Below are 13,741 nucleotides of genomic sequence, written 5' to 3' on the forward strand. Positions count from 1 at the left end.
TCCTTTCATTGCCGCCCCCGGGACAACCGACGATTAAAATTGACAGAGGATAAAGCCTTCATTATGATAGGTTTAAACATTCATTGAAAAGCGGGGCTGCAGATGGCAAAAACGGCACTGATTACCGGCGCGACAAGCGGTTTAGGCTATGAGTTCGTCAAACTGTTCGCAAAAGACGGCTACGACCTTGTCCTTGTTGCAAGGACGGCGAAGAAACTGGAGAAAATAAAAGAAACGTTTACAAGTACAAAAGTGCATTATATTGTCAAGGATCTCAGTGTTCCGGGGGCAGCGAAAGAGATTTTTAAGGAAATCGAGCAGGCAGACATCCCGATCGATATACTCGTCAATAATGCCGGATTCGGCCTGCTGGGTGCATTCGATGGGCTGGACATCCAGGAGCAGCTGCAGATGGTTCAGTTAAACATCGCCGCACTGACAGAACTGAGCTATTACGTGCTTCCGGGAATGAAGGAAAAAGGCGGCCGGATTCTGAATGTGTCCAGCACGGCCGCTTTTCAGCCCGGTCCGTATATGGCTGTTTATTTTGCCACCAAGGCTTATGTTCTTTCTTTTTCAGAAGCGCTTGCCGAAGAACTGAAGAGTTCTGAAGCAACCGTTACGGTACTTTGCCCGGGACCGACCCAAACCCGTTTCGGAACGGTTGCCGGGGCAGAGGGGACAAGAATGTTCAGCCGGACCATGGCACCGGAGCGCGTCGCCCGTCTCGGTTACGAGGCCCTGATGAACGGAAAACGCGCCGTCGTTGCCGGAGGAATGAACCGGGCGGGTACGATCGCGGCCAAACTTTTGCCGATCAGCTGGACGGCAAAGGCGGCCAAGTATGTGATGGGAGAAAAATGAGGGGGGCCTAAAAATCTTTTTCGGCCTTAAGACACAGGAAAGCCGCTTCTTCGATGAATGAAGAAGCGGCTTAATAGTTCATAGTCTGCTCAAAGGTTCAGACTTTGATGCCCTTTTTACGCGCCCTGCTGATCTCAAGATCTCTGAGATCGGCCCGCTTTATTTTACCGGATACACTTTTCGGCAGATCGGCGACGAATTCAATTTCCCGCGGATATTTGTACGGAGACGTCTCATTCTTGACAAATACTTTCAGCTTTCTTGCCAGAGAGTTGCTTCCGGCGTAACTTTCTTTCAAAACGACAAACGCTTTGACAATATTTCCGCGGACCGGGTGAGGACTCGCAACCACGGCACAATCCTTAACTGCAGGATGCTTCAGCAGCGCGTCTTCAACTTCGGCCGGACCGATCGTAAATCCGGAACTGATAATAACATCGTCGCGCCGGCCGTGAAACCAGAAGTAGTTGTCTTTATCTCTGGAAGCCCGGTCGCCGGTCAGAAAATAGTCGCCGATCACGGCAGCCTGATAGCGATCCGGCTGATGATAGTAAGTCTTCAGCAAAGCGGGAAAATCACGGCGGACGGCAATGTTCCCGATAACCCCGTCGGGAACCGGATGGCCGTCCTCATCGACAATCGTGATAACATCATCGAAAAGCGGCTGACCCATGGAGCCGAGGCGAAGTTCGGTATCGACCGTCGTCCCGATCAGAAGCGTGCTCTCTGTCTGTCCGTAACCGTCTTTCAACTCAAGCCCGAACGTCTTTTTAAACGTATCGATGGCTCCGCTGTTCAGCGCTTCGCCTGCCGAACAAGCGGTGTGCAGATGAGAAAGATCGTAGCTGCCGAGATGATCCACTTTGGCCATCAGGCGGTATTCCGTCGGCGTGCAGAGGAGTACATTGACTTTATAGTCCTGAAGCAGTTCAAGCTGTTTCGCGGGATGGAAGCGTCCTTCATAAACGATTCCGGTAACGCCCATCCCGAGGACAGAAAGGAAGGGGCTCCAGATCCACATCTGCCATCCGGGCCCTGCCGTTGCCCAGACGATATCATCTTCGTGAATATTGAGCCAGCGGCGTGGTGCGATTCTTAAATGGGCATATGCCCAGCCATGATCATGCACAACACCTTTAGGGGTGCCCGCCGTTCCGGATGTATAGGTCAGAAAAGCGATGTCGTCTCTGCGCGTGGCGACCGTTGTAAAATCTGCGGAGGCACCGGCCATCAGTTTATCCATCGACAGCCAGCCGTCGGCCGTGCTTTCGACGGAAATTTTATACTGCAGGGACGGCATGGGTTCCTTGACCTGTTCAATCTGATCGATGTAGTCGCGATAGGCAATGATTGCTTTCGCTCCTCCCTGATTGATGCGGAAGGCAATATCTCCCGCGTGCAGCATTTCCGAACCGGGAATAACGGCGATTCCGGCGCGGAGCGCACCCAGATAGATGACATAGGTGTCAATAATTTTGGGAACCATCATCATGACCCGGTCTCCCTTTTTAATCCCCAGGCCGGTCAAAACATTGGCAAAGCGTTTCCCTTTTTCAATCAGTTCATGATACGTTACCGATCTTTTCTCGCCTGTTTCACCTTCCCAGCGCAGAGCAATTTTATCCGAATCATAACGATCAATCTCACTTGTCAGATTATAAACTTCCGGAGCAATCAAATCATTCAGTTCCATAGATACGGCACACCTCTCCTTTAATCAACGGTCATTTTATCAAACGGATGAATCCGGTTGAAGAGCGAAGATCACTTTATATAACTTATACAACCAAATGTTAATACCAGGTGCTAAAAAATGCAACTCTTTTTTATAATTTAATTTTTTAATTTTTTGATATAGGTACTCAATGCGTCGGCAAATGCTTTTGAACTGCGGTCTACTTCCGCAAGCGTATTATCGACGCCGCCCACTTCGATGAGCAGAGCGTTTTTCGACAGATCCTGATTGTACACCCCGTCCCCGGAATATTTGGTCTTGCCGATGATGCCGAGCACGAGTCCCGGATAATGTTGATCCAGCAGATTTTTGATCTGCCTGGCCAGATAAAGATTGGCCGAGTAGTTCGGATTGTCTTCACCGATTATGAAACTGATGCGCGCGTAGGAAACGTGATTCAGCGTCATCGTTGTGATTGATCCGGCGGATGAATCTCGATGAATATCGATCAGATAGGTCATGCCCGGATTCTGCTTCATAGCGGCCTCGGCAATGATTCTCGAGTATTGGTAAGCCTCATTATAATTCCAGCCCCGCTGCCGGAGCATGACATTTTTGTTGCTCGTATCATGGACAGAGCCGATCCCGTTCGCGGCTAACTCCTGATCGATCACCGTACCGTCATGGATGACGTCCAGACTCGGATCGGCGCTGACGGCACTCGAAGCATTGCTCTGGCCGGTAAGCGCCGGTTTGTAGGATTCCCAGCTGTGTGAATGGTAGAGATAAACCGTTTTTTTTATCTGATTGGCCTTAGGCTGCTGTTCCGTCTGCTTCTTCGCCGGCACAGACGTTTTCGGAGCCGGCAGATTCATCTGCGGAGGGGGAGGCGAGTCCTGGGGCAGATTCGTATAATTGAGTCCTTTCCCGGCGCTGAATATCTTTGTATTATAAGTCGTAAATCCCGGAAGCTCCGAACCGAACAGGCTGCGAATATCGTCGAAACGAAGCGTCGTCATCGCTTCCAGTATGAGGGGATAAATACTCCTCGGACGATCGTTGGCCGGGATGGCATGGCTGAATAAAGCGTTCTCATTGCCGAATGTTTCCGGAAGCAGAATTTCCGCCGGCAAATCAATATTTTGCAGGGCGTCATCGATGAAAGCGATTTTTACCTGCCCGGCGATCATCAAAACTGTCAGCCCATAGACCAGGACAAGAAGAAGAAGATAACGAGAGAAGAGTCCGTGAAAGAGTGATCGATGTTTTTGCTGCGTGATTTGTTTCAAGCTTGTCCCTCCCAATCATCAGGTGTGCGTGTGCTGTCTCTTACACTCTATGATCGGGAAGCAGAAAGATAGACTTCATTTGCTATTTTTGCTCTTTGAAACATCAACGGGAAACCGCGGCAGAAGCGCATCCGTGAAGTGAAAATCATTCACGGGACAGTTAATGAAGAATAATTTACAATAAATTTACATAAATGCCCTTGATCGAATGTCTGTTTCGTCTGATACTTGTTAATGTATTTTTTTGTACATTTGTCAGGATTGTAGGGGGATCGACATGGATCACGAACGATTGAAAAACTTGCGATGGAGTAATCTAAGGATCGGCCAGAAGTACCTTGTGAATCTTGGTGTTATCTTGATTTTGACGTTTGCTGCGGTTGTGCTCTCGGCGGCACTGCTCATCTTTTCGCTTGACAAGGTCGACAGCGCCGGGGCGGAGGGGAATCGCGTCGTGCAGATTACGGAGATCGGCTCGTTATTTCTTTCGAAAGACACCCGGGTGGTCGATTATCTTCTGAATCCCGGCGATGCGGCGGTCAATGCCTATTCTAAGGACCAGATGAAGCTGACGCAGGCGGAAAAAAAGATTGAGCCTTATATGAAGACACCGGAGCAAGTGAAAATTTTCTCACAAATCATGAGAAATGACTCAATGACCTACAACAATTTTCAAAATGAGTTTGTCCCTGCCGTACTGATGCAGGATATGAATAAAGCGAAGCAGTTGCGCAGCGAGCAAAACAAGATCCAGGACAATACATTGAATCTGCTTCAGCAGCTGCGCGCTTCCCTTGTCAAGCAGCAGCAGTCCGCAGTAGCTAACGCCCAGACACAGATCAAATGGGCCATCGGATTTCTTGTCTCAAGTCTCGCTCTTTCGATCCTGATCGGCGGAGCGGTTACTTTGATTATTGAGCGCAGGCTCAGACAATCGTTCGATCATGTGGTGAACATGACCGATCGGATTGCTGCGGGCGACTTAAGAGAATCCGATAAAAACGTTTCCGGAAAAGACGAACTCGGCTTAATTGCCGGATCCATCGCGAAAATGAAAGCGAATCTGCTGACGATGACCGAGTCAATAGCCCATCTCTCTGAAACGACGAAGAATAACAGCAATCGACTGATCCATTCGGCTTATAAAGTGTCACAGAGCAGCAAGGATGTCAAGCATACGATGTCGGAGCTGTCCTCAGGCATAGAGGGCCAGGCTGAGAACACTTCCCGGATTTCGGACATGACGCGCGATTTTATGAAAGATCTGGCGGCCGAAGTATCACGGGCAGTGTCCATATATGATCTGTCTCTTTCGGCCGTAGAAGTGACGAAAAAAGGAAAAACATCGATCGACGAATCAATCAAAAATATGAATAGCATAGACGGCAGTGTCCAAAACTGTTTAGCCAAAATGAATCACCTTGAAGAACGGATGAAAAATATCTCCAAATTGATCGGTTTAATTGAAGAGATCGCAGGACAGACCAATCTTCTCGCCCTTAACGCTTCGATTGAATCGGCCAGGGCAGGGAAAGACGGAAAGGGCTTTTCGGTGATTGCCGAATCGATCCGCAGGCTTTCCAATCAGACTTCCGCGTCGGCCAAGGAAATCTCAGGTATGATGAACGGCATTCGGACGGATTCCTCAGAAGTCAATGAGGCCCTTAATATGAGTTATGAAAAAGTGGAAAGGGGCTCGGAACAGATCGATACGACCGGCCGGCAGTTCACCCGGATTGACGAGCAGATGCAGACAATCGGCAAAAAAATGCAGATCATGTCTACACGCCTGCGGAAGGTCAGCGAGATCGGCGTGAATATGAGGCAATCCATTGAAGCGATCGCCGCCGTTTCCGAGGAATCGGCAGCCAGTGTCGGCGAAGTTTCTCTGTCAATGGACGGGGTTAACGAAACGATGACAAGCTTCCGCAAGGACGCGGAAACGATGGGCGAGGCCGCACAGCAGCTCGATAAACTGATTAAACGCTTTAAAATTTAAACGGCGGCAAACGGCCGCTTCCGGCGCGGACAGACAGATCGGCCCCGAATCTGCAAGGACATTTCAGGTCAGCTTTTTGACCGGGAGATGTCCTTTTTTGATAGGTCCCCGCGGCGGACCTTTTTGAATCAATAACCAGAACGTCGGACGGCAGATATCCGTTGCCATACACCATCTGTGCATGCAAAGCCGGTATGGCAGCAAAATGAACGGAACGGGCTCCGGCACCGGCGAACGGGCCGGCGGCACGGCTTTGTACAAGTCATGAGGAACAATTTGTAGACAGCGGGATCCTTTACTTACATAATGTAATAAGATGAATTTTATTTAGAAAAAGGGGCGCGCTTTGATGGCATTTCACAATTATCCGAATACATTCGCAAGCGAAGTTTATTTATTCGTCAACAATCTGGGACGTTCACTTGAATTTTACCAAAAGATACTCGGGCTCCGCGTACTCAAAAAGGAACAGCGAAGGGCTGTCTTTACCGCAAACGGCACAGATCCGCTCGTCACCGTTGAACAGCCGATTCCGGTGATCCCGGGAAACCCAAGAAAAGCAGGGCTCTATCATGTGGCCCTTTTGCTGCCTTCCCGGGCGGATCTGGCGCTCATTCTGGCCCATCTGCTCAAGGAAGGCTATCCGCTTCAGGGAGGAGCCGATCACGCGGTCAGTGAAGCCGTTTATCTGGCAGATCCGGACGGGAACGGGATCGAACTTTATCATGATCGTCCGGCCGCACAATGGAAATGGAACGACGGCAAAGTTTTTATGACCACCGAGGCACTCGATGAACAGATCCTTAATGAATCGGGCGGCAAAGAGTGGGAAGGGATGCCCGAGCAAACCATCATCGGCCATATTCATCTGCAAGTCGCCGATCTGAAGGCATCCGAACGTTTTTACTGTCAGGGGCTGGGTTTCGATCTGGTCGCAAACTTTGGCGATCAGGCAGATTTTATTTCTACAGGGGGCTACCATCACCATATTGGTCTCAATACATGGAGAAGCAAAGGTATTCCGGCAACGGAAAGCGAAAAGATAGGCATGAGAGATTTCACACTTGCGTTTACAAGTTCTGAGGCAAGGGACGCTGCCATTGAACGGCTGAAAGCGATGGGAGCGCCAGTAACGGAAGAAAACGGCCGGGTCATGGTCAGCGATCCGTCAAATATCCGTATCGTGCTTGGGCTGAAAAATAAATGATACAGATCAGAGAAGTAAAAGGGAGGTACAAAACAAGGTCTGTCTCCTTCCGCCGTTTTTTCTAAGGCAAAATCGATTGAATTGCGGTCATCCTTGTGGTAGTTTATAATGACAGCAGGAGAGGACAATTTCATTTAAGCACTGGGGGAGCCGGAGCGGCCGGCTGAGAGTAAGACTTACGGTCTTTGACCCCTTTTACCTGATCTGGACGATGCCAGCGGAGGGAAGTTGCACCTAAAGGAAGACTATCTTCAAGCGCGGGCGTTTTTAAGGCCCGCGCTTTTTAATTTATTTAACAGGGAAGAAAAGACAAACATCTGTGCGCAGCGGAAACCGATAACCCGCATTTTTCTGTTTCCTCCCGATCAGGTAAAAAAGATGTTCCGGTCTATTTTATTTTTTTAAGGAGGAATGAATTTTGAAACCGCTGTACAGGCTTACATTTTCTGCTCTTCTCGTCGCGATAGGCGTCATTGCCGGCAATTTGCTGTATATTCCCATAGGCGTGGCCAAAATTTTCCCCGTTCAGCATATCATTAATGTTCTGTCGGCCGTTCTTTTCGGCCCCGTTTACGCTGTCGGCACGGCTTTCGCCATCTCACTGCTGCGCAACCTGCTTGGAACAGGCTCTGTTTTTGCCTTTCCGGGAAGCATGATCGGCGCCTGCCTGGCAGGACTTTTCTATCTTTGGCTTAAAAAACCTGTTTTTGCCGCCATTGGCGAAGTCATCGGAACAGGATTGATCGGTTCGCTTGTCTCGTTTCCGATTGCCAGATTTATTCTCGGACAGAACGTAGCGGCTACTTTTTTTGTTGCACCTTTTCTGCTCGCAACAACTTTCGGCAGTCTTATCGCTTACATCCTGCTGAAAATAATGGCCGTTCATCCGGAATTTACCCGATATATGCGAGGTGACGGAAAATGAAAACGGCTTTGACGATTGCCGGATCGGATTCAAGCGGAGGGGCAGGCATTCAGGCCGATCTGAAAACCTTTTCCGCACTCGGTGTGTACGGTATGAGCGCTATTGTCAGCGTAACGGCGCAGAATACGCTGGGTGTAAATGACGTCGAGGATCTTTCGCCCGCAATAATCGGCGGGCAGATAGATGCCGTCTTCCGTGATATTCCGGTCGATGCCGTTAAAATCGGCATGGTCTCCAACAGCGCCGCGATATGCACCATTGCAGACAAGCTGAAGGAATACGGTCCGAAATACAGTGTGCTGGATCCCGTCATGGTATCTAAAAGCGGATTTGATCTATTGAAACCGGAGGCGAGAGAAACGCTGATTCAAAGGCTTTTGCCGCTTGCAACGGTTGTGACTCCGAATCTTTTCGAAACGGAGCGGCTGGTCGGCTACAAGGTGGAAACGATTGAGGACATGCAGCAGGCCGCAAAAGAGATCTTCCGGATGGGGCCTGAAAGCGTCCTCGTCAAAGGCGGCCATCTGTCGGAAGATCCGACCGATATTTTTTATGACGGCACCCGCTTTTATCCGTTTACAGGCAAGCGGATAGATACAAAAAATACGCACGGCACCGGATGCACCCTATCGTCGGCGATTGCGGCTTATCTTGCCGGAGGACGGTCTCTTACAGACGCCATCCGCGAGGCCAAGACCTATATTCAGGGAGCGATTGAGCACAGCCTGTCACTCGGACACGGCCACGGACCGACGCATCACTTCTACCGCTGGTTTCCGGAAGGCTAAAGTGTTAAAAATCCCTCACATCTTGCATAGGCTTATATGAGGCCGTTCAAATTAGTCGGAGCGCGGACGATCAGAAGCCTTATGATGATGGAACGCACGATAATCGCGTCCATGCCCCGGATCACCAGCCGAGACCGAAGAGTAAGCTGACGGCAGCCATGACGACGATTCTGAAAAACGGGGCGCTTCGCGGAGAAATCCAACCTGAGGAAACACCCCGGATCATTTCATTGCCGCTGGATTTACTGCGCCGCGAGCTGATCATGAGACGGGAACCGATATCTGGCAAAACCATTGAGGAAATTGCCGATGACATTTTCCTGCCGTTTATACATGCGGCACAGCCATAATTGTATACAAATAGGGGCAATAGGCGGTTAATCATTTCGGGTTCCGGTACAGGTCGGTCCGCAGCCGACCCCCGATATAGAAAAACGGATGAGCGGCTGCGTCATCCGTTTTTGTCATCCCATCTGTTGGCAGCCTATCTTTTTTAATGTTCGGCCGTTGCTCACTTATAGGTCCCCGTGCATTGTCCCAGACAATATTGTTTTTTAGAAATCTTTTTATGCATAGATTTTCTGAAGCAGGTCAAAACAGATAGTGTCTTATAATCCGATAAAGGAGCAGGTTTCTATGAACATGAACGTGCACATTCCCCGTTCTGAAGGCCTGGATAACAGTCTCGAGCTGCTGTCCGAAGGTTATTTGTTTATTCGCAACCGATGCCGGTATCTGCAGACTGACGTCTTTCAGACACGTTTGCTCGCCCAAAATGTAATCTGCATGACCGGAGCCGAGGCGGCTCAGCTTTTTTATGATGAAGAACGGTTTATACGAAAAGGAGCAGCGCCGAAAAGGATTCAAAAAACACTGTTCGGGGAGAACGGTGTTCAAGGCCTTGACGGAGCGGCGCACAGGCACCGCAAACTCCTTTTCATGTCTTTGATGACCCCTGGGCGGCTTAACGACATCGTCGATCTGACCTATACGCAATGGCGGAAAACGATTCAAAAATGGGAAAGCAGGGATCGGATCATTCTCTTTGACGATGTTCAGGAAATCCTGTGCCGGGTTGCCTGCGAATGGGCAGGTGTCCCATTGAAAGAAGCCGAAGCCGGCAAAAGAGCCGACGATCTCGGCAAAATGGTGGACGGTTTTGGAGCGGTAGGGCCGAGACACTGGCAGGGGAAGGAAGCCCGCAAAAGATCCGAGCAATGGATCGAAACAATGATTGAACAAATCCGGGATGGGGAGCTGAATCCTCCGAAGGGCACTGCCGCCGATGCCATCGCCCGGCACCGTGGGCTAAACGACAAGCCGCTGGAAAGCAAAATCGCTGCGGTGGAGCTGCTTAATATCCTGAGGCCTATCGTCGCGATCGCGACGTACATCACTTTCGGCGTCCATGCTCTTTATGAACATCCCGAATGCCGGAAGAAAATGCAATCCGGGAAAGGGCCATATGTTCAGCAATTTGTCCAAGAAGTCCGGCGTTTCTACCCGTTTACTCCTTTTGTCGGAGCACGGGTGCGCCGCAATTTTACATGGAAAAACTATCAATTTGAAGAGGGAACCTTGGTACTGCTTGATGTCTATGGAATGAACCACGATCCCCGTATTTGGAATCAGCCCGACGAGTTCCGCCCCGAGCGCTTTGACCATTGGCAGGGCAGCCCTTTTGACTTTATTCCGCAGGGAGGCGGAGACAACAGCCTCGGCCATCGGTGTGCCGGAGAGGCACTGACTGTTCGCGTCATGGAGGCCGGTCTGCATTTTCTGACGAATGAGATCGATTATGAAGTGCCTGTCCAGGACCTGAGTATCAATCTGTCGCGCATTCCTGCTTTGCCTGAGGACAGAATGGTCATCCAGCGTGTCAGACGAAAAACACTTTAACCCCAGCTCGCGGAACGGTGAACGTAAGCCGACAGAAATAACCGCCCGGCAGAGAAAGGCAGGCCGGGCGGTTATTTTTTGCGATCAATCTCCTCATGACGAACATCCGGTTCAGGAGTCGGGACGTTATCTTTCTTCCGACCTCAGTTCATCGTAAAATTCGGCAACGGAAGCGAGAACATAGGGAATAACCCACAACAAGCCGATAAACGCCGTCAGGAACACGGAAAGAATCATCCAGCCGATAAAACTTAAATTTAATAAAAAAAGCTCCCATTTATGGCCGTCCATCATCCTTCTGCTTTCCGTAATCGCTTCTGAAACGGAATATTCAGGATGGTCTCTCAGGATGAAAACGGTTTGAGAATAGGATAAACCTTTGATGATACCGGGAATAATAAACAACAGGGACCACAGAATGACATATACTTCCATGACGACTGAAGCCCAGATGAGTCTCAGTGATCTATTTGTATCGGTATAAACCGAAAACACGCCGTATAATTGCGGATGCTCAGACCTGACAAGCGAGAGGTAGAACCAGCAGACGCTGAATGTGAAGGGCGTAAGCACGAGGGAATAAACCAATTCAATGAGCTGTACGGATGCGGGTGTCTGGTTCGTCATTGCCCAATTATTTATCCAATTGCTCACTCCGCCGCAAAGTGCAATTTCGAAAAAATAGGGGGCGCCGATAACGATAAGTGCCATTAAAAAAGTGAGCAGCGCAGCAACCGCCCAATAATCTTTCAATGATTTTCTGGCTTTTTTCTTAATTTCTAAGATGCGCATGTACCCGATTTTCCTCCTGGTTTAATCTCCAATGGTGTCAGTAACTCTTTCGGTAATTATAATGTAACATAAAAAGGGTGGAGGATGGAACCTATCGTTAAGGAGAAAAGCCGAACGCACTAACAAAAAGAACCGGAGTGAAATTTCTGTGCGAATTCCACTTCGGTTCTTCATTTTTAGGAGGCCTTTATCCCTTCTGTGAACACAGTAAACTGTTATCGATTTCAAGCTGCGGAACCCTGTAGAACTTGGATCACTGTGTTCTAAACTCTAAACGGTTAGCACTTGTAGAGTAGAATGGAATGGAATTGAGTTGAGAGAAAAACAAATGAGATTAATTTCTCACTGAATTTATGTTTATAAATCGTTATTTAAATTAAACCGCAGTTTGACAATTTGTCCGTCTCTTTCAGTAACCATTATCATGGTATTCATTTTTGGAAAGTCATTTAAAAATCGCAATTAAGGATGTAATACTCACGATCTATTCTCTCTTTTCTATTTAGATGCTAACTTTATTGGCCGGTAAATTAAAAATAATAGTCAGAATTGTTAAAATGATATCTAAAAACTGTAAGCTGTGAAAGGATCTAAAGTTTCCAGCATGCCAGCCACCATAGGGCTGAGTGATTTGAGACCGGTGATGTAAAAACATAAGACAATAAGGTCCCAAGATCACAATTCCAACTGCTAAAGTAAATTCGTAGAAGCCAAAGTGATGCGGTTATATTCCATACTGGTTAAACAAAATTAGCTGTTATTCCGATGGAAAAGAAGGTGTAAAATAAGCATAAAGCGAATGCGTGGAAGAGTCCTCCATGCATTCAACCTTTATTTTCCTACTGGAAGAAGCGAGACCAAATGGAAATCAATCAGACGAACTACCATATTGATGGCATGAACCCATCCGACTGGGATCAGATCCGACAAATTTATCTCGACGGTATAAAAACAGGGTTAGCAACCTTTCAAACCGGGGCCCCGGAATGGAGCGAATGGGATCAAAGCCATGTGAAGACATGCCGGATTGTCGCACGTTCAGAAGGCTCAATATTGGGATGGGCTGCATTAAGTCCGACCTCGAGCCGTTGCTGCTATAAAGGAATCGGCGAGATCAGTATTTATATAAGCGATACACGCAAAGGGCAGGGGGTGGGAACAGCGCTTTTAAAATACTTGATTCATGATGCGGAGGACAATGGCTTTTGGACTTTGCAATCTGCCATCACCCGAGAAAACAAGACAAGTTTAGCGTTGCATGCAAAGTGTGGGTTCAGGGAAATCGGGTTTCGGGAAAGAATTGCTCAAATGCCCGACGGCTCATGGCACGATGTGATTCTGATGGAGCGCAGAAGCCCGATTATCGGGATATAAACAAAATGAGTAAAAAATGGCCGACTTGCGATGAGCCGGCCGTTTTTATTAAAAAGTTTTTGATCCGATTCAAGCAAACAGCAGTACAGAAAGATAAACACCGATCAAGGTGAGCAACAGAACAGGCAGGGTAATAACAACACCGATTTTAAAATACTGTCCCCACCTGATTTTGACGCCCTTTTCGGACAGCACATGCAGCCACAGCAGGGTGGCCAGTGAGCCAATCGGCGTCATTTTCGGACCCAGATCGGCACCGACCCCGTTCGCATAAACCAGTGCCCGGCGCATCAAACCCGTCATCGGAGTGGCATCGATCGAGAGGGCATTAATCATCACCGTCGGCATATTGTTCATCAACTATATTTCGATATCTTTATATTAAAATACGCTTATATATTTTGCAAGCAACCGATCTTGGCCAGTCCAAAAGGGGAGCAGGATCAAAAAATCTTTTGCAGCGTAACTATCATAGGCAGTACTCATTGATCCGTCAAATTTACCGCGGTAGATTAAAAATTCAGATAAATTAAAAGCTAAGCCGAAAGGAAGGAGGACGGCGAGCAGGTAGGTAAAAAGCGAGGACAGTGCATGACATCATGATTTTTTCTCAGGCAAGTCGATGCGGTGGTACGGATCCAGGAATAATTGCCTGCTTGTCAGGAAAAGAGATAAAGCAAATGAATGAAATAATGGGTAAGTAAAGTCAGTCAGAAAGACTGTTAAAATTTAAAGTGATTTATTTTAGCGATATCGTTTCAGATTATGTTGTTTTTGACAGATCTACATTTCAGATTTTAATGAAATGAAATGAATCGGCGGCGTGGGAACCATCGATAGAAAATGTAAAAATCTTTGAGTTTGAATCTGATATTTAATGAGTTTGAATCTGATATTTAAAAGGATATTTAAAAGGATGAAGAAAGTGC

11 protein-coding genes, 1 pseudogene and 1 riboswitch are annotated in these 13,741 nt (G+C 48.2%); of the genes and pseudogenes, 8 read left to right on the forward strand and 4 right to left on the reverse strand.

Going from position 1 to position 13,741, the window contains the following annotated elements; all coding sequences use genetic code 11:
- The first annotated feature begins 102 nt into the window (after nt 1–102).
- A complete protein-coding gene (locus OYT88_RS09300; RefSeq protein WP_274399514.1) occupies nt 103–864 on the forward strand; it encodes an SDR family NAD(P)-dependent oxidoreductase in 762 nt (253 codons plus the stop codon).
- 97 nt (nt 865–961) lie between these two features.
- On the opposite strand, the gene mbcS is transcribed toward OYT88_RS09300, so the two are convergent.
- Nucleotides 962–2,557, reverse strand: a complete 1,596-nt coding sequence (gene mbcS, locus OYT88_RS09305) for an acyl-CoA synthetase MbcS (protein ID WP_274399515.1) — start codon at nt 2,555–2,557, stop codon at nt 962–964.
- 140 nt (nt 2,558–2,697) lie between these two features.
- Nucleotides 2,698–3,828, reverse strand: coding sequence for a stage II sporulation protein P (locus OYT88_RS09310; protein WP_274399517.1), 1,131 nt, complete (start codon nt 3,826–3,828; stop codon nt 2,698–2,700).
- Nucleotides 3,829–4,105: 277 nt separating this feature from the next.
- Between OYT88_RS09310 and OYT88_RS09315 the strand changes: the two genes are divergently transcribed.
- From OYT88_RS09315 to cypC, 6 genes are all read left to right on the forward strand, one after another.
- Nucleotides 4,106–5,827, forward strand: a complete 1,722-nt coding sequence (locus OYT88_RS09315) for a methyl-accepting chemotaxis protein (protein WP_274399518.1) — start codon at nt 4,106–4,108, stop codon at nt 5,825–5,827.
- Between the two features lie 349 nt (nt 5,828–6,176).
- Nucleotides 6,177–7,034, forward strand: coding sequence for a VOC family protein (locus OYT88_RS09320; RefSeq protein ID WP_274399520.1), 858 nt, complete (start codon nt 6,177–6,179; stop codon nt 7,032–7,034).
- Nucleotides 7,035–7,167: 133 nt separating this feature from the next.
- Nucleotides 7,168–7,278, forward strand: a riboswitch (TPP riboswitch).
- 174 nt (nt 7,279–7,452) lie between these two features.
- Nucleotides 7,453–7,959, forward strand: coding sequence for an energy coupling factor transporter S component ThiW (thiW, locus tag OYT88_RS09325; protein ID WP_274399522.1), 507 nt, complete (start codon nt 7,453–7,455; stop codon nt 7,957–7,959).
- Nucleotides 7,956–8,747 (forward strand): bifunctional hydroxymethylpyrimidine kinase/phosphomethylpyrimidine kinase, encoded by a 792-nt coding sequence (thiD, locus tag OYT88_RS09330; protein WP_274399523.1) that lies wholly within the window; start codon nt 7,956–7,958, stop codon nt 8,745–8,747. Before thiW ends, thiD begins: the two co-directional genes overlap by 4 nt.
- 158 nt (nt 8,748–8,905) lie before the next feature.
- A complete protein-coding gene (locus tag OYT88_RS09335; RefSeq protein WP_274399524.1) occupies nt 8,906–9,097 on the forward strand; it encodes a hypothetical protein in 192 nt (63 codons plus the stop codon).
- Nucleotides 9,098–9,389: 292 nt separating this feature from the next.
- Nucleotides 9,390–10,646: a CYP152 family fatty-acid peroxygenase CypC gene (cypC, locus tag OYT88_RS09340; RefSeq protein ID WP_274399648.1), complete on the forward strand. Its 1,257-nt coding sequence runs from the start codon at nt 9,390–9,392 to the stop codon at nt 10,644–10,646.
- Between the two features lie 126 nt (nt 10,647–10,772).
- Here the strand turns inward: cypC and OYT88_RS09345 are convergent, their stop codons facing one another.
- Entirely contained in the window at nt 10,773–11,438 is a 666-nt protein-coding gene (locus OYT88_RS09345) for a DUF975 family protein (RefSeq protein WP_274399525.1), read from the reverse strand.
- A gap of 861 nt (nt 11,439–12,299) precedes the next feature.
- On the opposite strand from OYT88_RS09345, the gene OYT88_RS09350 reads away from it, so the two are divergent.
- Nucleotides 12,300–12,812 (forward strand): GNAT family N-acetyltransferase, encoded by a 513-nt coding sequence (locus tag OYT88_RS09350; RefSeq protein WP_274399526.1) that lies wholly within the window; start codon nt 12,300–12,302, stop codon nt 12,810–12,812.
- Nucleotides 12,813–12,881: 69 nt separating this feature from the next.
- On the opposite strand, the pseudogene OYT88_RS09355 reads toward OYT88_RS09350, so the two are convergent.
- A pseudogene (locus OYT88_RS09355) lies at nt 12,882–13,172 on the reverse strand (ArsB/NhaD family transporter); the annotation flags it as partial.
- Nucleotides 13,173–13,741: the final 569 nt, after the last annotated feature.

The sequence above is a fragment of the Sporolactobacillus sp. CQH2019 genome (assembly GCF_028765345.1).
Classification (GTDB): domain Bacteria; phylum Bacillota; class Bacilli; order Bacillales; family Sporolactobacillaceae; genus Sporolactobacillus.